The organism is Acidovorax sp. sif1233 (assembly GCF_019218755.1).
GTDB lineage: Bacteria > Pseudomonadota > Gammaproteobacteria > Burkholderiales > Burkholderiaceae_C > Acidovorax.
Map to the genome: position 1 here is coordinate 156248 of NZ_JAHUWZ010000007.1, position 22255 is coordinate 178502.

The window sequence follows — 22255 nt, forward strand, 5'->3', positions numbered from 1 at the left end:
ACGCGCCGCCGGGCGCAGCGCGGCGGCAGAACCCGTCGCACAATGCGCGGACATGCCACCTTTGCCGTCCCACGAAAGCACGCGCAGCGTTGCGCCCCCGCCCCCTCCTGAACTGAGCCCGGTCCCCGAAGCGCCCGCCGACCTCGCGGCGCGTGAAGCGGCCGCGGACCGCGCGGCCCTCGCCCAGGGCACGGAAGAATCCGTGGCGGCGCGGCTCGACCACTCCGCCTCGCTCTCGCCCCTGGCGCCGCTGTCGGTGCCCGTGTTCCGCATGCTCTGGCTCACCTGGGTGGCGGCCAACACCTGCATGTGGATGAACGACGTGGCGGCCGCCTGGCTCATGACCACGCTCACCACCTCACCCATCCTGGTGGCCCTGGTGCAGTCGGCCTCGACGCTGCCCGTGTTCCTGCTGGGCCTGCCCAGCGGTGCGCTGGCCGACATCCTGGACCGGCGGCGCTACTTCATCGCCACGCAGTTCTGGGTGGCCGCCGTGGCGCTGGTGCTGTGCGTGGCCATCATGGCGGGCGGCATGACGGCGCCGCTGCTGCTCGCGCTCACGTTCGCCAACGGCATCGGCCTGGCCATGCGCTGGCCGGTGTTCGCGGCCATCGTGCCCGAGCTGGTCAGCCGCCCGCAGCTGCCCGCGGCGCTGGCGCTCAACGGCGTGGCCATGAACGCCTCGCGCATCATCGGCCCGCTGCTGGCCGGTGCCATCATCGCCAGCGCGGGCAGCGCCTGGGTGTTCGTGCTCAACGCCGTGCTGTCCGTCATCTCGGGCCTGGTCATCATGCGCTGGAAGCGCACCCACGTGCCCAGCCCGCTCGGCCGCGAGAAGCTGCCCAGCGCCATGCGCGTGGGCCTGCAGTTCGTGCGGCAGTCGCCCAGCATGCGGGCCGTGCTGTGGCGCATTTCCATCTTCTTCCTGCACGCCACCGCGCTGCTGGCCCTGCTGCCGCTGCTGGCCCGGGGCCTGGAAGGTGGCGGCGCGGGCACCTTCACCCTGCTGCTCGCGTCCATGGGCGCGGGGGCCATCACCGCCGCCATGTTCCTGCCGCGCCTGCGCCAGGCCATGGCGCGCGACGTGCTGGTGATCCGGGGCACGCTGCTGCAGGCGGCGGCCACCGGCGTGATGGCCGTGGCCCCCAACGTGTATGTGGCCGTGCCCGCGATGTTCGTGGCCGGCATGGCGTGGATCACCACGGCCAATTCACTGAGCGTGTCGGCCCAGCTGGCGCTGCCCAACTGGGTGCGCGCGCGCGGCATGTCGATCTACCAGATGGCCATCATGGGCTCCACGGCCCTGGGTGCCGCCGTGTGGGGCCAGGTGGCCACGGTGAGCGACGTGCACGCGAGCCTGGGAATCGCCGCAGGCACCGGCGTGGTGGCCATGCTGCTGGTGCAGCGCCTGGTGGCCGACCGCAGCATGGAGGAGGACCTGAGCCCCTCGCGCGCCTTCCAGGCGCCCGTGGCCGACGTGCCGCCGGGGGCGGGGCACCTCGTGGTCACGATCGAGTATTTCATCGACCCGGCCCGCGCGGCCGAATTCCGCGCCGCCATGCAGGAAAGCCGCCGCAGCCGCCTGCGCCAGGGTGCCCTGGGCTGGCAGCTGCTGCACGACATCAGCCAGCCCGCGCGGTATGTGGAGCGCATCGAGGACGAGTCGTGGACCGAGCACCTGCGGCGCTTCGACCGGGTGACGGCCTCGGACGTGGCCCTGCGCGACCGCAAGCTGGCCTTCCACGTGGGCGATGCGCCGCCGCGGGTGACGCGGTGGACGGTGGAGCCGTAGGGCGCCAGGGCCCCGGGGGGCGGGCAGCCCTGCAGCGCGGGGCGCCAGGGACGATGCCTCTACCATCGCGGGATGCCCTGCAAAGGCCCGCCCCAGCCCCTGACCTTGCACGTTGACCTCCCTATGAAGTGCTTCACGCGTTCCAGCTTCCTCTCCCTTGCGCTCGCGGCCTCCTGGGCCTGCGCGGCGGCCCCCGACCCCTCCCTGCTCGGCTGCTGGCGCGCCGCCAGGATCGTGCTGACCGCCCCGGATGGCGAAAAGGCCGAAGACACCTCCGGCCGCTGCACCCTGCAATTCAAGGCGGACCAGTTCGAATCCACCTGCAAGACCACCAGCGGGACGGCCACCACCACGTACCGGTATCAGGTCGTCCGCCCCCGGGTGTATGCGGCCACCATGGCGGGCAGCACCTTCAGGACGGAGATGGTGGGCTCGACGCGCGAGTACGAGTACCGCATCGAAGGCGATCAACTGCACACCGTGACCGTGCCGCCGGCCATGGCGTTCGCGGCGGCCGCTGCGGCCCAGCGGGTGGAAACCGATGCGGCGCGGGTGCCGTGCCCGTGAACGGGGCTGCCCGTCGCGGGGCGTTGGGGCACAGGGACACTTGAAGAAAATGCTCCTGATTCAATAGCTTTCAGCGCTTGTCCAATAAGGGATGGAAGCCAAAATGACCTAAAAAAATCACCGGGGCCACAGCGCCCACAGCCGCAGGTTCTGCTTCAGGCGCCCGGCGATGTCGCCCGCCTCCGGTCCCCAGCCCGTGAAGAAGTCCGCGCGCACCGCGCCCAGGATGGCGCTGCCGGTGTCCTGGGCCATCACCATGCGGTTGAGCTGCACCTGCGGCCCGCTGGACGCGAGCCACACGGGCGTGCCGTAGGGAATGCTCTGGCGGTCCACGGCGATGGAGCGGCCGGGGGTGAGCGGCACGCCCTGCGCGCCGCGCGGGCCAAAGCCCGCGTCCAGCGGGCTCAGCGGCTCCTCGCGGAAGAACACGTAGCGCGGGTTGGTCCACATCAGCTCATTCGTGCGCTGGGGGTTGGCGGCCAGCCAGGCGCGGATGCCGGGCCAGGTGGCGTCGCGGGTGTAGCCCTGGTCCAGCAGCCAGCGGCCGATGCTCTGGTAGGGCTGGTCGTTGGTGCCCGCGTAGGCCACGCGCACCAGCGACACCGTGCCGTCCGCCTCGGCGATGCGCAGGCGGCCCGAGCCCTGGATGTGCAGCACCATCGATTCGACCGGGTCGCGCAGCCAGGCGATGGCCCGGCCGGCCAGCGCGGCCTGGGCCTCGGGCAGTGTCTCGATCTGCTGGCGCGTGTACCAGGGCTTGCGCGTCCCGAGCCCGGCGGGCACGCGGTAGACCGGCACGTTGAAACCGTTGCCGGGCTGGCGGGAGCCCTCCATCATCGGCTCGTAGTAGGCCGTTAGCAGGCCGTCGGGGTTGCCGTCGGTCGCCTCCACGCGGTAGGGCTGCAGCCGCGCGATGAGCCAGGCGCGTTGCTCCTCACCTGTGGCGATGCTCAGCTGGCGCACGTCGCTGCACAGCGCGGTGAAGGGCGGCGCGGGCCGCTCGCAGCTCTTGATCCAGGCGTTCCAGGCCTCGTGCAGCGCGTCTTCGGTGAAGCCGGGCAGCTCGGCCCAGCGCACGGGCACCCAGCGGCTCTTGGGCTGGGACATCGGCGGGGGCAGCGGGCCGGTGTCGCCCGGCAGAACCACCGCGCCGGGCGGCAGGGGCGCCGGGATGGCCGGGGGGCGGGAGGGGCTTGCGGGCGGTGGGCTCGAGCAGGCGGCCAGCGTTCCTACAATCAGTGCCGTCAATACAAGGCCTAGAAGGTGTTTGCGATCATGCCGTGGCCGTGTTGGAGTGCCTTCGGGATGAGTGGATGGCTCGGATGCGCCGCAGGGGCTCGCGCTTGTGCAAGCAGCCGGGGCGTCCCATCGCCCGTTTTCACTCCAGCCCGAAGGGCCGAGGGCTTTGCGGTCGGTCTGCTGCGTTGCGGCGCTTGCCAATAGCGGGGCCATGGGCCGCACACCGCGCCTTGTATCCCATCCCGCAAAGGCCTCTGTGCGGCCACGGGGTGACCGTAAATACGTTCTTGGGAGTGTCAATTTCATGGGGCTGATTTTGCTTGAAGCGCTGCTCGCGCTGGTGCTGCTGGTCGCCATCGTCTGGTGGACCATGTTCTCAGGCCGCAAGGGTGGTGAGCTGCAGCAGCCCCCGAAGGATTCCCCGCCGCCGCCCCCCGCCCCTCCACCGCCCCCGGCGCAGTGACTTGGCATGCGCGCGGGGCGCGGGCGCCAGGCGGTGCCGTCCTACAGCCAGGGTGCCGCTGTGCCGATGGCGCCCGTGTCCGCCCGCGGCCACGATGGCGTTGAGCTGGGCGCACCCGAGGCCGGGGCCAAGGACAGGCCACACGGCACGCGAACGGAACTCCCGAAGCGCCCAGCTCCAACGAATCTTTCAAGGAGCACCACCATGCGCAAACACATTCTTCTCGGCGCCACCGCCGTCATCGTCCTGGCCACAGGCTGCGCCAGCATGGACGACACCCAGCGCCGTACCGCCACAGGGGCCGGCGTGGGCGCGCTGGCCGGCGCCGTCATCGGCTCCGCCACCGGCGGCAGCGCCGGCACGGGGGCGGTCGTGGGCGCGGGCGTGGGGGCGCTGGGCACCTACATCTGGTCGCAGAACATGGAGCGGCAAAAGCGCGAGATGGAGCGTGCGACCCAGGGCACCGGCATCGCCGTGACACAGACAGCCGACAACCAGCTCATGCTCAACATCCCGAGCGACATCTCGTTCGCCGTGGGCCGCTCGGACATCCAGCCCAACTTTGCCCCGGTGCTCGACCAGTTCGCTGCCGGCCTGCGCAACAACCCCAACACCGATGTGCGCATCGTGGGCCACACGGACAACACCGGCAGCGACGCCATCAACAACCCGCTCTCGGTGGACCGCGCCGCCAGCACGCGCAGCTACCTCACGGCACGGGGCGTGGACGGGCGCCGCATCGCCATCGATGGCATGGGCGAGCGCTACCCGATCGCCACCAACGACTCGGCCGACGGCCGCGCCCGCAACCGGCGGGTGGAAATCTTCGTGGGTGAGCGCCCGCGCGGCTAGCGGCTAGCCGCCGCACCCCGGCGCGCGGGCGCGGGGGCCGGCCTACTGCCCCGTGCGCAGCAGGTTGGCCAGCTCCACCGCCGACTTGACCTGCATCTTGTCGAACACCCGCGAGCGGTGCACTTCCACCGTGCGCACGCTGATGTCCAGCTGGTCGGCGATCAGTTTGTTGGGCAGGCCCGCCACCACCAGGTCCATCACATCGCGCTCGCGCTCCGTCAGGTCCGCGAGCCGCACCTGCAGGTCGCTGCGCTCGCGCAGCTGCGCCAGCCGCTCCGCCGACTGCGCCAGCGCCTGCTCGATCCGGTCCACCAGGGCATTGTCGGAAAAGGGCTTCTCGCAAAAATCGAAGGCGCCCCGCTTGACCGTGTCCACGGCCGTGGGCACGTCGGCGTGGCCCGTGAGGAAGATCACCGGCATGGTGGCCAGGTCGCCACGCACGGCGAGCAGGTCGAACAGCGCCAGGCCGCTCATGCCGGGCATGCGCACGTCCAGCAGCAGGCAGCAGGGCTGGCGCTGCGCCGGGCGGCTTTGCAGCATGGCATCAAAGGCCTCGGCGCTGTCGAACGATTCGCTCGGGAGCCGGCGCGAGCGCAGCAGCCAGGCCAGCGCCTCGCGCACGCTGGCGTCGTCGTCCACGATGTACACGGTGGCGTTGGATACGGGTTCCATCAGGTGTCAGGCGAAGGTTGGGGAACGGGCAGCGTGAAGGTAAAGACCGTACCACGCGGCTCGTGGGGGGCAAATCCGAGAAAACCACCGTGCTGCTCGATCACCGTGCGGCACATCGAGAGGCCCAGGCCCATGCCTTCGGCGCGGGTGGTGAAGAAGGGCGTGAAGAGTTTTTTCGCCACGTCCGCCGCGATGCCGGTTCCGAGGTCCGTCACCGCGAACTCGATCCATCCGCTGTGCTGGTTCGAGGCGGCGCGCCGCACGCGGATGTCGAGCACGCGCGTGGGAATGGCGGGGTCGTCCATGGCCTGCATGGCGTTGCGCGCCAGGTTGAGCAGCACCTGCTCGACCATGGTGCGGTCGCACAGGACGGGGGGCAGGTTCGGCTCCACCGTGGTGTTCACCCGCACGGCCAGCTTGCGCGCCTGCAGGCTCACCAGCGGGAGGATGGCGTCGAGCAGCTGGCGCGCCTGCACGGCCTCCCGCGCCTGGTCGCGGCGGCGCACGAAGTCGTGCACGCTCTTGATCACCTTGCCCGCGCGCTCGGCCTGCCGCGCGATGTGCTGCATGGCCATGCGCACGTCCTGCAGCTGCTCCGCGTTGGGTGCGGCGCCCGCCGGGCTTCCCGCCTGGGGCGCCGGCGCCTCCAGCAGGTTGATGGAGCCCGTGGCGTAGCTGGAGATGGCGGCCAGGGGCTGGTTGAGTTCGTGGCTCAGCAGCGAGGCCATCTCGCCCACGGTGGCCAGCCGGGCGGTGGCCTGCAGCCGCTCTTGCGAGGCACGCGAAAGCTCCTCCACCCGCCGCTGCTCGCTGATGTCGAGGAACGCGCTCATCCATCCCGTGTGCAGGCCCTGGGCGTTGATGAGCGGGGCCTCGATGATGAGCACCGGAAAGCGCGTGCCGTCCTTGCGCATGAATTCGGACTCGAACCCCTCGCGCGGCGGCATGGTGCCCGCGAAGCGGATGGCCTGGCGCTGGCGGTACTCCTCCACGCGCTCGGGCGGCCAGTAGGGTGCGGTCACGCTCTGGCCCAGCAGTTCCGGGGCGCTGAACCCCACCATGGCGCAGAACGCGGGGTTCACATAGGTGATGCGGCCTTCCAGGTCGCGGGCGCGCAGGCCCGTGACCAGCGAGTCCTCCATCGCCTTGCGGAATGCCAGCGCGTCGGCCAGGTCGCGCTCGGCGCGCAGGCGCCGGCGGTTGTCGCGCACCAGCACCACCATCACGGTGACCAGCGCGATCGACATGGCGGTGACCAGCGCGGTCAATACATTGGGGAACAGGCTGGGCGCGCTGTGCCAGGTGTCCATGCGCAGCACCAGCGTGCTGCCGGGCAGATCCAGCAGGTGCGTGGCCGTGAACATGCGCGAGCCCCGGCGCGCGGCGCCCAGCACGGCCAGCCGGGTGCCGTCGGCCTCGGTGAAGGAGGCCTCCTGGCTGCGCGTGAGGTTGTGCGCCACCAGGTTGATCAGCACGTCCTGCAGGGCGTAGGTGGCCACGAGGAAGCCCGTGCTGCGCCCCCCCGAGCTCAGGGGCAGGCACAGCTCCATCATTTCCGAGCCCAGCCCGTCGCCGTGCGGCTGGAAGTAGCTGCTGGAATAGGCGGGGCTGCTCAGGCGGCGCGCGTTGGCGCAGGCAATGGCGGCGTCGGACTGGTTGCCTTCGCGCAGCCGCGCGTCCCAGGCCACGGGGCGGTAGGGCGACTGGGCATGCGTGCGCACCCGCAGGCTGGTATCCCGCCACTCGATGCGCACCAGCTCGCGCCGGTTGCGCAGCAGCTCCGAGGCATCCACTTCCCAGGCGAGCTGGCCCGGGTCGCCCGCGTGCAGTGCCTGCAGGCTCTGCAGGTTGCGCGTGAGCGCCACGCGGATGTCGGACACCGCGTCGGCCGTGTCGCGCTCCAGGCGCGACTGCACCTGGCTGGCCTCGTACCGCCCCGCAAGCCACACCATGGTGGCGAGCATGGAGATCACGAGCAGCACCAGCAGGGTCCACAGCGACCAGCGCCGCCATGCGCCCCGCCAGCGCCTGAAAAGTGTGCGCTGCTGCGGGATCTTCACAGGACGCGGTGCGACAGGGAGGGAAGCTGCAGGCGCACGTCGCGCAGGCGCTGCGCGTCGACCACGCCCGACACCACGCCCGCCTGCTGGTCCTGCTCGGCCAGGATGGTGCCCCAGGGGTCCACCAGCATGCTGTGGCCCCAGGTGTGCCGGCCGTTCTCGTGCACGCCGCCCTGGGCGGGGGCCAGCACGTACGCCAGGTTCTCCACGGCGCGGGCGCGCAGCAGCACCTCCCAGTGCGCCTGGCCGGTGGTGTGGGTGAACGCGCTGGGCACGAGCAGGAGGTCCGCTCCGGCGCTGGCATGCAGGCGGTACAGCTCGGGGAAGCGCAGGTCATAGCACACGGAAAGGCCCACCCGCCAGCGGTGGCCGTCGCGCGATGGCAGCTCGAACTGCACGGGCGTGCCACCGGCCTCGATGACCCGGCCTTCGTGGTACTGCTCGCGGCCGTTGTCGAAGTAAAAGAGGTGGATCTTGTCGTAGCGTGCCACGCAGCCGCCCGTGGGGTCAAACACCAGGGTGGTGTTGCGCACCCGGTCCGGCGCGGCGGTCTGCAGCGGCAAGGTGCCGCCCACCACCCACATCCGCAGGTCGCGCGCCGCGCTGGCCAGGAAATCCTGAATCCGGCCTTCGCCCAGGGTCTCGCGCAGCGCGAGCTTGTCGGTGTCCTTGTGCCCCATCGCGCAGAAGTACTCGGGCAGCACCGCCAGCTCGGCGCCGGTGCCGGCCGCCTGCTCCAGCAGCGTGCGCGCGGCGCGCAGGTTGTCTTCCAGGCGGGTGCCCGACACCATCTGGATCGCGGCGACTTTCATCATGAGGCTTCTCCGGTTCTGGCGGGGCTGGTGCGGGGCGCTGCGTCGCTGGCGGGGCCGGGCTCGCGCCCGCGGCGGGGGACGCGCACGACGCGCGGGTCTGTCCAGGTGCCGTCGATGCGGAACTCCTGCGTGGCGGCCTCGATGAGCGGTCCGCGCAGGAACACCTGGGCCAGGAAGCTGCCCAGGCCGATCACGGGGTTGATGGCGGTGGCCACCAGCGATGCCGTCATGGCATTGATCTCGGGCACCACCACCACGCGCAGATCCTGGGTCTCGTGGTCGATGTTGGCGCTGCCCTCCATCAGCACGGCGGCATTCACGCCCTTCATCTGCAGGTTGTTCGTGGTGGCCACGCCCTGCTCGATGCGCACGTCGCCGCGCACGAAGTCGAACGCGAAGCCTTCGCTGAACACGTCGCGGAAATCGAGCGTGAGGCGCCGCGGCAGCGACTGCAGGCTGAGCACGCTGAGCAGCTTGGCCAGGCCCGGCTCGGCCTTGAGGAACTGGCCTGCTTCGATGTTCACGTTGATCTGGCCCGTCATGGACCGGTAGTCCGGGCTGAAGGGCGCGCCCATCCAGGCCACCTGGCCCTCCATGCGTCCCTTGCCGCGCCGCACCACGCCCGGCATGCCCATGCGCCCCAGCAGGTCGCCGGAGTCGCGGATGTCCAGCCTGAAATTGAGCACCGTGCGCCGGTCGGGGGTGCGCGGCCCGCCTCCCGCGGCATTCATCACCGCCCAGTTGCCGTTGGCGGTGAAATTCGCCTCGGGGGCGGTGATGTTGAATTTGGAGAGGCGCCATTCGCGCTGCGCGCCATCGCCGCCGCGGTTCTGCGCTTCGATCTCCACGCGCCCCAGCCGCTTGCCGCGCAACTCGAAGTCGTCCACCACGATGTCCAGCGCGGGCAGGGCTCCGGGCTGTTCATCCAGCAGCGCTTCGACCTGGTTCACATCGCTTTGCGGCATGTTCACGCGGGACAGCCGTGCGAACAGGCGCCCGTTGGGCTGGTCGGCGGCGCCGGGCTGGCGGTATTCCAGGTAGCCGTTGAGTTCGGTGGCATCGAGGTTGGCGCGCCAGGTGGTGCCGTCGCGCAGGGCCCCGGCCACGATGTTGTGCAGCGTCCGGCCCTGGAGGGTGAGCTCGCGCGCACGCAGGGCCAGCGTGGTGGGCAGGTAGTCCTGCGCCAGGCTGTGCGCGCTGGCCGGGGCCGCGGCGGCCGGCGCGCGCGCGGCGGTTTCCACGCGGGAGGTGGCCTGCGTCAGCACGTCCTCCCAGGCATCCACATCCAGCTTGCCCTGGTTGATGTTGGCGGCCACGCCCTGGGCGGGCATGGGGGCCGATTCGCCACCCGACAGGCCGACGCCGATGGTGCCCCGCAGCACCCGGGCCTGGTGCCCGCTGATATCGCGCACGTACACGGCCGAACCCAGCGCGCCCAGGTCCACCGTGACCTGGTCGCGCAGGGGCGGGGCGTCGGCACCGCTCCCGTGCCCGGCCTGGGTCACGCCGGCCAGGGATTCGCGCGCCACCTGGGTTTCAAAGCGCAGGGGCAGGCTGGTCTCCGCGGTCTTGCCCAGCGGCGGCGGGAGCGCCAGCGCCAGTCCCTGCAGGCTGGTCGTCACCTGCACCTCCGGCACGCCCCGGCGAAACGCCAGCGTCATGGCGTACGGCGTGCTGCCCGTGGCGTGGCGCGCCAGCTGCGAGAGCATGCCCAGCTGCGGCGCCTGCTGCAGCCCTTCGGCCGTCGCAGTGCCCTGGGCGCGCACCTGCACGGCCGACTCGGCCGCCGGCGTGTGGGCCGGCAGCGCGCGCATGCCACCTTCCAGCTTGACGCTGCCACCCAGCGCCTGCGCCTGCACGGCGTTGAGCGAGAAGCCGCCCTCGGTGAACTGCACCACGCCCCGCACGCGGCTCAGCGCAGGGGTGTCGGGCGTGATGCGCAGTTCGTTGCCGGCCAGCGTGACGCTGCCCTGGACCTTGGACTTGTTGATGTCGCTGATGGGCAGGGACAGGCGCAGCTGGAAGTCCGCATTGCCCGTGCCGCTGGCCTGGTCGAGCGCGTTGCCGGTCATGCGGCCCAGGGGCGACGTGCCCATGAGCGCGAGCAGTTCGGGCAGCGGCCCCCGGGCGTCGGCGCTGACGCTGACCACGGTGTGGGCCAGGTCGGGGATGCGGGCATCCACCTTGGACAGGCGCAGGCCCTGGCGCCCCGCGAAGCTGCCGGTGGCGCCGCGCACCTGCATGGACGAGCGCTCGAAGATCAGCTCGCCGCCCAGTTCCGTCAGCGCGGGCCAGGGCAGGGTGCCCGCCGGCTGCAGGCTGGGGGGCACGTAGGCGTAGGTCACGTCCTTGACGCGCGCGGCGATGCGGAATTCGCCCTGCCTGGGGTCGTTGAACGGCAGGTGGTGCAGGTCACCCTTCACGCGGAACTGCACGTTGCTGGCGCTGCCCGCGACGACCGCGTCGCGCACATAGTGGCGCGAATCCGCCGGAATGGACAGCGGCAGGTAGCGGTGCACGCGGGTGCCGTCGGCGCGGTGCAGCGTGCCGGTGAGATCCAGCACGCCGGGAAACCGCGACTGGTGCGGCACCTTGGCCGCATCGCTCGTGTGCCAGGTCGCCCGTGCCTCGCCCTGCGCGTCGGCGTTGGCGAACTGCACGTCGTTGGCCTGCACCGCGATGCGGCTGCCCTCGAGCTGCCAGCGCACGTCGGCGCTGAGCCGGTCCAGGGGCAGCACGGGGTCCTCGAACACGCCGGGCAGCACCAGGGCGCCCGAGGCGATGGTCAGGGCCGCCTTGCCCCCTCCCTGGGTCATGTCCACGTCCACCGTGGCCCCGCGCAGGCCCAGGTGGGCGGTGGCCCCGGCGGAGGTATCGCCGGCCAGCGCGAGGCCGCGGATGCGCCCGCGCAGCTGGTACTGCTGCAGGTTGTCCAGGGGGCCTTTCCAGGTGGCCTGGATCTCATCCACCAGGCCTTGCGGCGCGTAGGTGCGGACCGCATCGTGCGCCGTGGCCCCCAGCGGCAGGCGGCTCGCGATCTGCGCGAGCGCGGCCAGGTCCAGGCGGTCCGCGCGGAACTCGCCCTGGGCGGGCACCTTGCCCGCGGCGGCCGTGTGGACCAGCCGCAAATTGCCGCCCGGCCAGGTCAGTCCGTCATCGGTCTGGAACAGCAGGCCCTGGGTTGAAAACTCGAAACCCCCGTTCAGCCGGCGGCCGCCGAGACGCCCCTGGATCGAGGGCAGCACCAGCGCCTGCAAATCGGGGCCCAGCTTCGCGTTGACGTCGGCCAGCGCCAGGTCGGCCGTGCCGCCCACGATCTGCCCGCGCTGCACGTCGGCCCAGGCGCGCAGCGCGCCACGGCCGTGGGCTACCTCCACGCCCACGTCGGCGTGGTGGCGCAGCCGCGAGACGTCCACCCGCGCGAAATCTGCAAACACCTGCCCGTTCCAGTGCTTCCAGTTGCCGTCGCGTGCGCTCAGCAGCGGCGCGCGGAACAGCCCCACCACCGTGAAGCGGTCGCCCCAGGCCTCCGGCGGGGTGGCGTCCAGCCGCAGGTGGTGGTGCCAGTTGCCATTGCGCAGCAGAAGGTCCACCTTCTCCAGGGCAAGCTCGGGGGCACCGCGCTGCTCGTCGGTCCAGCGCACCGTGCCATTGCGGATGAACACTTCGCCCTGCGAGAACAGCCAGTCGGCCGCGGCGTTGTCCTCGCCCTGCTGCTGGGAAAAGTCCAGGCCTGCCACCTGGATGCGCCCGTCGGCGGTGCGCCGCGCCTCCAGCTCGGGCCCTTCAATGTAGAGCTGCTCGAAACCCCCATTGAGCAAGGAGCGGGGCGACAGTGCCACGACCACGCGCGGCAGGCGCAGCGCGGAACGGCCCGCGGCGTCCAGCAGCGCGACATCCGAGAGTTCGACCGATGGGATCAGGCCCTCCGTGTGCGCCGCGATGGCCCCGATCCGCACCGGAACCCCCAGGGCCCGTGCGGCATGCGCCTCCAGCTGCGGGCGGAAATCGCCGATTCGCGGCACAATCCAGCCATGAAGTGCCCCCCACGCGATGGCCAGCAGCAGCCAGAAGGCCAGCAGCAAACCCAGCGACCACCGCGCGAGACCTGCCACGAATTTCAGCAGGCGGGTGGGGTGCGTGGTGGGAGCGATCATGGTGGGATTGAATGTGGCAGGAATTATGACCCGCGGCCTTAGCGCGGGTTCACTACAAACCAGTGTCCTTATGTATGTGGCCCCTTGCCATGTCTGCCATGCCCGCGTCTCCCGCTGATCCCCGCTGCCACCAGCCCCGTCCCGAGGGCCCGCTGGCCGCGCATTCGCGCTTCTACCAGCGCCTGCACCGCCGCTATGCGGACGATCTGTCCCTGCTGCCCGCAGGGGCGCCGGTCCTGGCCACCATGGAGACGGCCTACGATGCGCTGCGCTCGCGCGGCTGCGACACGGGCACGGCCCTGCGCGTGCTGCGCCAGCTCGTCATGGAGCGGCTCGTCCAGCTGGACTGCGACGCGCAGGCGCCGCTCGCCGACATCACCCGCGCCGTGACCGAGCTGGCCGAGCTGGCGCTGGACCGTGCCAGCCACCAGGCACGGCAGGAGCTGGACGAGCGCCACGGCGCGCCACGCGGACCGGACGGCCAGCCCGTGCAGCTGTGGATCATCGGCATGGGCAAGCTGGGTGCGCGCGAGCTCAATGTCTCCAGCGACATCGACCTGATCTACGTGTACGAACACGATGGCGAGACCGCGGGCACGGCCGACGGCCGGGGGCGCATCTCCAACCACGAATACTTCGCGCGGGCGGTCAAGGCCATCTACAGCCTGGTGGGGGATACCACCGAGCACGGCTTTGTGTTCCGCGTGGACCTGGCGCTGCGCCCCAATGGCAACTCCGGCCCGCCGTCGGTCTCGTTGTCGGCGCTGGAGGAGTACCTGCAGCTGCATGGCCGCGAATGGGAGCGTTTTGCCTGGCTCAAGAGCCGGGTGGTGGCGCCGCACGACTGCATTGGCAGCCCCGAAGTGCAGGCGCTGCGGGGCGTGGTGCTGCCCTTTGTGTTCCGCCGCTACCTGGACTACAGCGTGTTCGATGCGCTGCGTTCCCTGCACCGCCAGATCCGCGACCATGCGGCCAAGCGCAGCGCGGGCCACCCCGAGCGCGCCAACGACGTTAAGCTCTCGCGCGGCGGCATCCGCGAGATCGAGTTCACGGTGCAGCTGCTGCAGGTGGTGCGCGGCGGCCAGTTTCCCGAGCTGCGCCGCCGGCCCACGCTCGATGCGCTCACGCGCCTGGCCCAGGCGGGCCTCATGCCGCAGGAAACCGCCGATGCCCTGGCGCGCGCCTATGTCTTCTTGCGCCGGGTGGAGCACCGCATCCAGTACCTGGACGACCAGCAGACCCACGTGCTGCCCACGCGCGACGACGACCTCGCCTGGATCGCCTACACCCTGGGCTACACCGACTGCTGCGCCTTCCTGCACGAGCTGGACGCGCACCGCGAACTCGTGGCCCAGGAGTTCGACACCTTGCTGGGTGGCGCGGGCAAGAAGCAGTGCAATGGGGGCGGCTGCGGCGGCCCCCGCGCCTCGGCGCCCCCGCCCCCCGAATTCGACACCCTGCTGGAACAGCTGCCGCCCGGATTCCGCGAGCGCGTGGCCGAATGGCGCAGCCACCCGCGCGTGGCGGGCCTGCGCGACGAAGCCCGCGCCCGCCTGTTCCGGCTGGTGCAGCGCACCGCGCAGTGGCTCAAGGAGGGCCGCGTCACCGAAGAGGCCGCGCTGCGCCTGGCCAACTGGCTGGAGCCGCTGCTGCGCCGCGAGAGCTATCTGGCGCTGCTGCTGGAGCGCCCCTCCGTGCACGAACAACTGCTGCACCTGCTGGGCGCGGCCAAATGGCCCGCCCGCTACCTGCTGCAGCACCCGGGCGTGATCGATGAACTGGTGGGGGATTCGCTGCTGGCCGAGCGCTTCGTGGTGGCGGACTTCGAGCGCGAACTGGCCGTGCGGCTCGCGTCCCTGCAGTCCACGGGCGAGGACGATGACGAAACCCTGCTGAACCTGCTGCGCCGCGCCCAGCACGCGGAAACCTTCCGCACCCTCGCGCGCGACGTGGAGCGGCGCATCACCGTCGAGCAGGTGGCGGATGACCTGTCCGCCCTGGCCGACAGCGTGCTGCGCATCACCGCCCAGTGGTGCTGGAGCCGCCTCAAGACGCGCCACCGCGACAGCCCGCAGTTCGCCATCATTGGCTACGGCAAGCTGGGCGGCAAGGAGCTGGGCTACGGCAGCGACCTGGACATCGTCTTCGTGTTCGACGACGACGATGAGCGCGCGCCCGAGGTCTACGCCGCTTTCGTGCGCAAGCTCATCAACTGGCTCACCGTGAAGACGGGCGAGGGCGACCTGTACGAGATCGACACCGCACTGCGGCCCAATGGCAGCTCGGGCCTGCTGGTCACGAGCTTCGAGGCCTACGCCAACTACCAGCAGCGCCGGGGCAGCAACACCGCCTGGACCTGGGAGCACCAGGCCATGACGCGCGCGCGCTTCGTGATGGGCAGCGACGCCCTGCAGGCGCGCTTCGATGCCGTGCGCGAGGCCGTGATCACCTCCGAGCGCGACCCCGCCGCCCTGCGCGAGGAGATCGTGCTCATGCGCGAGCGCGTGCGCTCGGCACACCCCACGCGCGCCGGGCAGTTCGATGTGAAACACAGCCCGGGCGGCATGGTGGATGCGGAGTTCGCGGTGCAGTACCTCGTGCTCTCGCAATCCGCGAACCACCCGGAGCTGGTGGGCAACGTGGGCAACATCGCGCTGCTGCAGCGCGCCGAGCAGGTGGGCCTGCTGCCGCCCGGCGTGGGCATGGCGGCGGCCGACGCCTACCGCGAACTGCGGCGCGTGCAGCACGTGGCGCGCCTGGACGAGGCGCCCACCCAGGTTGCGCCGCCCGCGCTGCAGGCCGAGCGGAATGCGGTGCTGGCCCTGTGGAGGGCGGTGTTCGGCTGAGGCCGGCCCCGGCGTGACGTTTCGTTGCATTTTTGGCGGGCGAATTTTCCGCTGGCCTTCGCCAATTCAAACAACTGTTTGAATTCTGGTGTTTAATCCGGTGCCATGAGTTTTGGCGCCCATTTCATTCCCGCAGCCCAGCGCACCGCCCGCAGTGATGGCGAGGACACGCGCGCGCGCCTGCTGCACGCGGCGCTGCAGCTGTTCTCCGAGCGGGGCTTCGCACAGACCTCGGTGCGCGCCATCGCCGAGGCCGCTGGCACCAATGTCGCCGCGATCGCCTACCACTTTGGCGACAAGGCCCGGCTGTACACGGCCACGTTCTATGAACCCTTTGGCAGCGGCAGCGACCTCATCGCCGTGTTCGCCGATCCCGCACTGACCCTGCCGCAGGCGCTCGCCTCCTATTTCGGGGGGTTTCTGGAGCCGCTCAAGCACGATGACCTCGTGACCCAGTCGCTGCGCCTGCATGTGCGCGAGCTGCTGGACCCGACCCACGTGTGGCCCGAGCTCATCGAGCGCGAGTGCCGGGCCCCCCACCTGGCCCTGGTCCAGGTGCTGTGCCGCCACATGGGCGTGCAGGATGTGGACGACGACATGCACCGCCTCGCCTTTTCCCTGGCCGGGCTGATCATGCAGATGTGGACCCAGCGCGACCCGCTGCAGGTCATTGCGCCGCAGCTGGCAGGGTCGGGGGCTGTGGATGAGTGGGTGGACCGGCTGACCGGCTACGCCCTGAGCATGGTGCAGGGCGAGATCGCCCGGCGGCAGGCCGCACAACGGCCCGCGCGCCGCAGTACTTCACGGAATTCGCACAAGGAATCCAACGCATGACTTTGAGCAAGACCCGATTCTTCTGGGCCGCCTGCCTGCCGCTGGCCCTGGGCGCCTGTGCCGTCACGGCGCCCCCCGCGCAGGTGCCCGCGCCGCCGCCGGTGGCGTGGCAGGCGCCCTTGCCGCACCAGGGCTCGCTGGGGGATCTGGCGCGGTGGTGGACGCAGCTGGGCGACCCGCTGCTCGTCGAGCTCGTCGATGCCGCGCAAGCCATCAGCCCTGGCGTGGCGCAGGCCCAGGCCCGCATCGCGCAGGCGCGTGCCACGCAGGTGAGCAGCCGCGCCGCGCTGCTGCCGTCGCTCGATGCGCAGGCCAGCGCCAGCCGGGGTTTCAACGAGCAGCTCGCGGGCATCGCCACCACGGCGCAGGCCGGGCTGCAGGCGAGCTGGGAGATCGACCTCTTCGGCGCCAACCGGGCCACCAAGACGGCGGCCGACGAGCGGCTGGCGGGCGCGCAGGCGCTGTGGCACGAGGCGCGCGTGAGCGTGGCCGCCGAGGTGGCGCAGCAGACGAGCAGCCTGCGCACCTGCCTGGAGCAGCTGCGCGTGGCCGAGCGCGATGCGCAGTCGCGCGGCGAGACCTCGCGGCTGTCCGACCTCAGCGAACGCGCCGGTTTCACGGCGCCCGCCACCGCCGCCCTGGCGCGTGCCAGCGCCGCCGAAGCCCAGGCGCGCGCATCGCAGCAGCGCATGCAATGCGATGTCGACGTCAAGACCATGGTGGCGCTGACCGGGTGGGAAGAGCCCGCGCTGCGCGCGCGCCTGTCCACGCCGGCATCCGCCGCGCCCGACACCCTGTTCGCCATCGCCGCCCTGCCCGCCCAGGTGCTGGCCCAGCGCCCCGACGTGTACAACGCCGAGCGCGAAGTCGCCGCCGCCAGCGCCGAGGTGGGCAGCGCGCAGGCCCAGCGCTACCCGCGCCTGTCGCTCAGCGGCTCGGTGGGAACGGCCTGGGTGCGCAGCGGCGGCGTGACGACCGACCTGAACACCTGGACCATCGGTCCGCTGGCGCTCAGCGTGCCCCTGTTCGACGGCGGCCGCCGTGGCGCCCAGGTGGAGGCGGCGCAGGCACGCTACGACGAGGCCGCCGCGCTCTACCGCGCCAAGGTGCGCCAGGCCGTGAGCGAGGTCGAGCAGGCGCTGGTGCGGCTGCAGAGCACGGCCGAGCGCAATGCCAGTGCGCGGGTGGCGGCGGCGGGCTACCGCACCTCGTTCGATGCCACGGAGGCGCGCTGGCGCGGCGGGCTGGCGAGCCTGGTGGAGCTGGAAGACGCGCGCCGCACCTCCCTGGCGGCCGAGAACGCGCTGATCGCGCTGCAGCATGAACGCCAGGCCGCCTGGGTTTCGCTGTACCGCGCCGCGGGCGGTGGCTGGAAAGAGTGAAACACCCCCTGAGTCGCTTCGCGCCTTCCCCCTCTCCCGACTCGCTGCGCGAGTCGGGAGGGGGACGCCCCCGGCGCGGCGCGGCGGCCCTTGCGCGGGGGCACTGGCCTGCGCCGCGCCAGTTTCATCCCGTGCGAGTGGCGCGTAGCGCCGTGGAAAGTTGATATGAATTCTTCAGGACGAAAGCAAATGCAAAATTTCTCTTCCTTCAAGTTCTCTCCGACGGCCTTCGCCGTGATTGCTGCCTGCGTGCTGGCCACCGGCGGCGCCCTGGTTTTCTCCAGCGCATCGCGCGCCGCCGACGAGCCCAAGGCGGGCCAGCCCCGCCCCGCGCTCACGGTGAGCACGGCGCAGCCCCAGCGGACGTCGGTGCCCTTGCGCCTGGCGGCCAACGGCAACGTCGCTGCCTGGCAGGAAGCCAGCATCGGCGCCGAAAGCAATGGACTGCGCCTGACCGATGTGCGGGTGAATGTGGGTGACGTGGTCAAGGCCGGCCAGGTGCTCGCCACCTTCTCGGCCGAAACGGTGCAGGCCGACGTGGCGCAGATGCGCGCCAGCCTGCTCGAAGCCCAGGCCAACGCGGCCGAGGCCGCCGCCAATGCCGACCGCGCCCGCTCGCTGCAGGCCACGGGTGCCCTGAGCCAGCAGCAGATCCAGCAGTACACCACCGCCGAGAAGACGGCGCAGGCCCGGGTGGAGGCCGCCAAGGCCACGCTGAACGCGCAGCAGCTGCGCCTGAAGTACACGCAGGTGGTGGCACCCGACAGCGGCGTGATCTCGGCCCGCACGGCCACGGTGGGCGCGGTGGTGGGCGCGGGCACGGAGCTGTTCCGCATGGTGCGCAAGGGGCGCCTCGAATGGCGCGCCGAAGTCACGTCCACCGAGCTGCGCCGCATCGCGCCGGGCGCCAAGGTCAGCGTGACCGCGGCCAGCGGCGCGGCGGCCGAAGGCACCGTGCGCATGGTGGCACCCACGGTGGACCCGCAAACCCGCAATGCGCTGGTGTATGTCGATTTGCCGGCGAACAGCGATTTCCGCGCCGGGATGTTCGCGCGCGGCGAGTTCGCGCTGGGGCAGAGCGATGCGCTCACGGTGCCGCAAGAGGCGCTGGTGGTGCGCGACGGGTTCTCGTACGTGTTCGTGGTGGGCGCCGAGCAGCGCGTGCAGCAGCGCAAGGTGCAGACGGGGCGCCGCGTGGCCGACCGGGTGGAAGTGCTCTCGGGCCTGGACGCGAATGCCTCCGTCGCCGTGCGCGGCGCGGGCTTCCTGAATGACGGGGACCTGGTGCGTGTGGTCGGCGCGCCGCCGGCGAGCGGCAGCACCTCCTCCCTGCAGGAATTCAAACAAAAAGTGCCTGTGGCGCAGGTTGATCAAGCGCTGGTAGCTATCAAATAAGGAGCGTTCTCCATGAATGTATCCACCTGGTCCATCAAGAACCCGATACCGGCGCTGATGCTGTTCGTGCTGCTGACCTTCGGCGGCCTGCTGTCGTTCAACGCGATGAAGGTGCAGAACTTTCCGGACATCGACCTGCCCACGATCTCCGTGACCGTGGCGCTGCCGGGCGCATCGCCCGCGCAGCTGGAAAACGACGTGGCGCGCAAGATCGAGAACAGCATCGCCACGCTGCAGGACTTGAAGCACATCTACACCAAGGTGCAGGACGGCGGCGCCACCATCACGGCCGAGTTCCGGCTGGAAAAGCCCACGCAGGAGGCGCTCGACGATGTGCGCTCGGCCGTGGCGCGGGTGCGCGGCGACCTGCCCGGCGACGTGCGCGACCCCATCGTGACCAAGATGGACCTGGCCGCGCAGCCCGTGCTGGCCTTCACCATCGCCTCGAGCCGCATGGACAGCGAGGCGCTGTCGTGGTTCGTGGACGATGCCGTGGCCAAGAAGCTGCTCACCGTGCGCGGCGTGGGCGCGGTCAACCGCGTGGGCGGTGTTCAGCGCGAGGTGCATGTGGCGCTGGACCCGGTGAAGCTGCAGGCGCTCAACGCCTCGGCGGCCGACGTGTCGCGCCAGCTGCGCCTGGTGCAGACCGAGAGCGCCGGCGGCCGCACCGACCTGGGCGGCAGCGAGCAGCCCGTGCGCACGCTGGCCACGGTGCAGTCGGCCCAGGAGCTTTCCAGCCTCACGCTGTCGCTGTCGGACGGCCGCCACGTGCGGCTCGATCAGGTCGCCACGGTGTCGGACACGATTGCCGAGCCGCGCGCGCTGGCCCTGCTCAACGGCAAGCCCGTGGTGGGCTTCGAGGTGGCGCGCAGCAAGGGTGCGAGCGAGATCGAGGTGGGCGGGGCCGTGCAGGCCGCGCTCAAAGAGATGCGCGCGCAGCACCCCGACCTGGAGATCACCGAGGCCTTCAACTTCGTGCAGCCCGTGCAGGAGGAATACGACGGCTCCATGCACCTGCTGTACGAAGGCGCGCTGCTGGCCGTGCTGGTGGTGTGGCTGTTCCTGCGCGACTGGCGCGCCACGTTCGTCTCAGCCGTGGCGCTGCCGCTGTCGGTGATCCCGGCGTTCATCGGCATGCACCTGCTGGGCTTTTCCATCAACGTGATCACGCTGCTGGCGATGTCGCTGGTGGTGGGCATCCTGGTGGACGATGCCATCGTGGAGGTGGAGAACATCGTGCGCCACCTGCGCATGGGCAAGACGCCCTACCAGGCGGCCATGGAGGCGGCCGACGAGATCGGTTTGGCGGTGGTGGCCACCACCTTCACGCTGATCGCGGTGTTCCTGCCCACGGCCTTCATGAGCGGCATCGCGGGCAAGTTCTTCAAGCAGTTTGGCTGGACCGCGTCGCTGGCCGTGTTCGCCAGCCTGGTGGTGGCCCGCGTGCTCACGCCCATGATGGCGGCCTACATCCTCAAACCCATCGTGGACAAGCACCAGGACCCGCGCTGGATGACCGTGTACCTGCGCTGGGCGGCCTGGTGCATCAGGCACCGCTGGATCACCTTCATCGCCACGGCGGCGTTCTTCATCGGCTCGCTCGCGCTGATCCCGCTGCTGCCCACCGGCTTCATCCCGCCGGACGACAACTCGCAGACCCAGGTGTACCTGGAGCTGCCGCCCGGCGCCACGCTCGCGCAGACCCGCGCCGTGGCCGAGGATGCGCGCGAGCGCATCGCCAAGGTGGAGCACGTGCAGAGCGTGTACACCACCATCGGCGGTGGCTCCGCGGGGGCGGACCCCTTCATGGGCGGGGCCAATGCCGAGACCCGCAAGGCCACGCTGACCATCCTGCTGGCCGAGCGCGGCGAGCGGCCGCGCAAGCAGGGCATCGAGAACAAGATCCGCACGGCCCTCGAAACCCTGCCCGGCGTGCGCAGCAAGGTGGGCCTGGGCGGATCGGGCGAGAAGTACGTGCTGGTGCTCTCGGGCGACGATCCGCAGGCGCTGACCACGGCCGCGCTGGCGGTCGAGAAGGACCTGCGCACCATCCCGGGCCTGGGCAGCATCTCGTCCACCGCCAGCCTGGTGCGCTCCGAGATCGCGGTGCGCCCGGACTTCGCCCGGGCCGCCGACCTGGGGGTGACCAGCAGCGCCATCGCCGAGACCCTGCGCATCGCCACCATGGGCGACTACGACGTGTCGCTGCCCAAGCTCAACCTCGCGTCGCGGCAGGTGCCCATCGTCGTGAAGCTGCAGGATGACGCCCGCAAGGACCTGTCGCTGCTGGAGCGCCTGGCGGTGCCGGGCGCCAAGGGCCCGGTGATGCTGGGCCAGGTGGCCACGCTCGAATTCAGCGGCGGCCCGGCCGTGGTGGACCGCTACGACCGCGCACGCAATGTGAACTTCGAGATCGAGCTGTCGGGCCAGCCGCTGGGTGACGTGACCAAGGCCGTGGAGGCGCTGCCCTCCATCAAGAACCTGCCGCCGGGCGTGCGCCAGATTACCATCGGCGACGCGGAGATGATGGGCGAGCTGTTCGCCAGCTTCGGCCTGGCCATGCTCACGGGCGTGCTGTGCATCTACATCGTGCTGGTGCTGCTGTTCAAGGACTTCCTGCACCCGGTGACCATCCTGGCGGCGCTGCCGCTGTCGCTGGGCGGCGCGTTCGTGGGCCTCTTGATCGCGCAAAAGAGCTTCTCGATGCCCTCGCTCATCGGGCTCATCATGCTCATGGGCATCGCCACCAAGAATTCCATCCTGCTGGTCGAGTACGCCATCCTGGCGCGGCGCGAGCACGGCATGACGCGCTTCGAGGCGCTGATCGACGCGTGCCACAAGCGCGCGCGCCCCATCATCATGACCACGCTGGCCATGGGCGCGGGCATGCTGCCCATTGCCATCGGCATCGGCGCGGCCGACGCGAGCTTCCGCTCGCCGATGGCGGTGGCGGTGATCGGGGGGCTCATCACGTCCACGCTGCTGAGCCTGCTGGTCATCCCCGCCGTCTTCACCGGGGTGGATGATCTGGGCCAGCGGTTCGGGCGCCTGGTGCGCCGGCTGCGGGGGGCGCACCACGCGCCCGCCGCCCCGGCGCTGCCCCCGGTGCCCGCCTCGCCGCCCGCACCGTGATGGCCCGGTGGTGGTTGCCCGAACAACCGGGCAATCACCCGGGTTGACC

At 70.9% G+C, this 22255-nt stretch carries 14 protein-coding genes; 9 read left to right on the forward strand and 5 right to left on the reverse strand.

Annotated elements, in window-relative coordinates; all coding sequences use genetic code 11:
- The first annotated feature begins 52 nt into the window (after positions 1-52).
- On the forward strand, positions 53-1792 hold the full coding sequence (locus KW843_RS21200) for an MFS transporter (RefSeq protein WP_218297129.1): 1740 nt from the start codon (positions 53-55) through the stop codon (positions 1790-1792).
- Between the two features lie 123 nt (positions 1793-1915).
- Complete coding sequence (locus KW843_RS21205; RefSeq protein WP_255594852.1) at positions 1916-2359, forward strand: hypothetical protein; 444 nt, start codon at positions 1916-1918, stop codon at positions 2357-2359.
- 117 nt (positions 2360-2476) lie between these two features.
- Here KW843_RS21205 and KW843_RS21210 read toward each other — a convergent pair whose 3' ends face one another.
- Positions 2477-3607 carry a murein transglycosylase A gene (locus KW843_RS21210; RefSeq protein ID WP_218297130.1) on the reverse strand — a complete coding sequence of 377 codons (1131 nt, stop codon included), beginning with the start codon at positions 3605-3607 and terminating at the stop codon, positions 2477-2479.
- A gap of 295 nt (positions 3608-3902) precedes the next feature.
- Between KW843_RS21210 and KW843_RS21215 the strand changes: the two genes are divergently transcribed.
- Entirely contained in the window at positions 3903-4061 is a 159-nt protein-coding gene (locus KW843_RS21215; RefSeq protein WP_218297131.1) for a hypothetical protein, read from the forward strand.
- 204 nt (positions 4062-4265) lie between these two features.
- Positions 4266-4913 carry an OmpA family protein gene (locus KW843_RS21220; RefSeq protein WP_218297132.1) on the forward strand — a complete coding sequence of 216 codons (648 nt, stop codon included), beginning with the start codon at positions 4266-4268 and terminating at the stop codon, positions 4911-4913.
- 42 nt (positions 4914-4955) lie between these two features.
- On the opposite strand, the gene KW843_RS21225 is transcribed toward KW843_RS21220, so the two are convergent.
- The 4 genes from KW843_RS21225 to KW843_RS21240 are packed head-to-tail and all read right to left on the reverse strand — an operon-like array spanning position 4956 to position 12617.
- Positions 4956-5585: a response regulator transcription factor gene (locus KW843_RS21225; protein WP_218297133.1), complete on the reverse strand. Its 630-nt coding sequence runs from the start codon at positions 5583-5585 to the stop codon at positions 4956-4958.
- Positions 5585-7645, reverse strand: coding sequence for a nitrogen regulation protein NR(II) (locus KW843_RS21230; protein ID WP_370627760.1), 2061 nt, complete (start codon positions 7643-7645; stop codon positions 5585-5587). The genes KW843_RS21225 and KW843_RS21230 overlap by 1 nt, the downstream gene beginning before the upstream one ends.
- Complete coding sequence (locus tag KW843_RS21235) at positions 7642-8457, reverse strand: carbon-nitrogen hydrolase family protein (protein WP_218297221.1); 816 nt, start codon at positions 8455-8457, stop codon at positions 7642-7644. The genes KW843_RS21230 and KW843_RS21235 overlap by 4 nt, the downstream gene beginning before the upstream one ends.
- The gene (locus KW843_RS21240; RefSeq protein WP_218297134.1) at positions 8457-12617 is read right to left on the reverse strand and encodes a YhdP family protein; all 4161 of its coding nucleotides are present in this window, start codon (positions 12615-12617) and stop codon (positions 8457-8459) included. The genes KW843_RS21235 and KW843_RS21240 overlap by 1 nt, the downstream gene beginning before the upstream one ends.
- 98 nt (positions 12618-12715) lie before the next feature.
- Here KW843_RS21240 and glnE point away from each other — a divergent pair, with 98 nt between their 5' ends.
- The 5 genes from glnE (at position 12716) to KW843_RS21265 (ending at position 22206) form a co-directional block, all read left to right on the forward strand.
- Complete coding sequence (gene glnE, locus KW843_RS21245; protein WP_218297222.1) at positions 12716-15463, forward strand: bifunctional [glutamate--ammonia ligase]-adenylyl-L-tyrosine phosphorylase/[glutamate--ammonia-ligase] adenylyltransferase; 2748 nt, start codon at positions 12716-12718, stop codon at positions 15461-15463.
- Between the two features lie 105 nt (positions 15464-15568).
- The gene (locus KW843_RS21250; protein ID WP_218297135.1) at positions 15569-16297 is read left to right on the forward strand and encodes a TetR/AcrR family transcriptional regulator; all 729 of its coding nucleotides are present in this window, start codon (positions 15569-15571) and stop codon (positions 16295-16297) included.
- Complete coding sequence (locus KW843_RS21255) at positions 16294-17679, forward strand: efflux transporter outer membrane subunit (RefSeq protein WP_218297136.1); 1386 nt, start codon at positions 16294-16296, stop codon at positions 17677-17679. The genes KW843_RS21250 and KW843_RS21255 overlap by 4 nt, the downstream gene beginning before the upstream one ends.
- Before the next feature lie 189 nt (positions 17680-17868).
- Positions 17869-19074, forward strand: coding sequence for an efflux RND transporter periplasmic adaptor subunit (locus KW843_RS21260; protein WP_218297137.1), 1206 nt, complete (start codon positions 17869-17871; stop codon positions 19072-19074).
- 12 nt (positions 19075-19086) lie between these two features.
- On the forward strand, positions 19087-22206 hold the full coding sequence (locus KW843_RS21265; RefSeq protein WP_218297138.1) for an efflux RND transporter permease subunit: 3120 nt from the start codon (positions 19087-19089) through the stop codon (positions 22204-22206).
- Positions 22207-22255 lie beyond the last annotated feature (49 nt).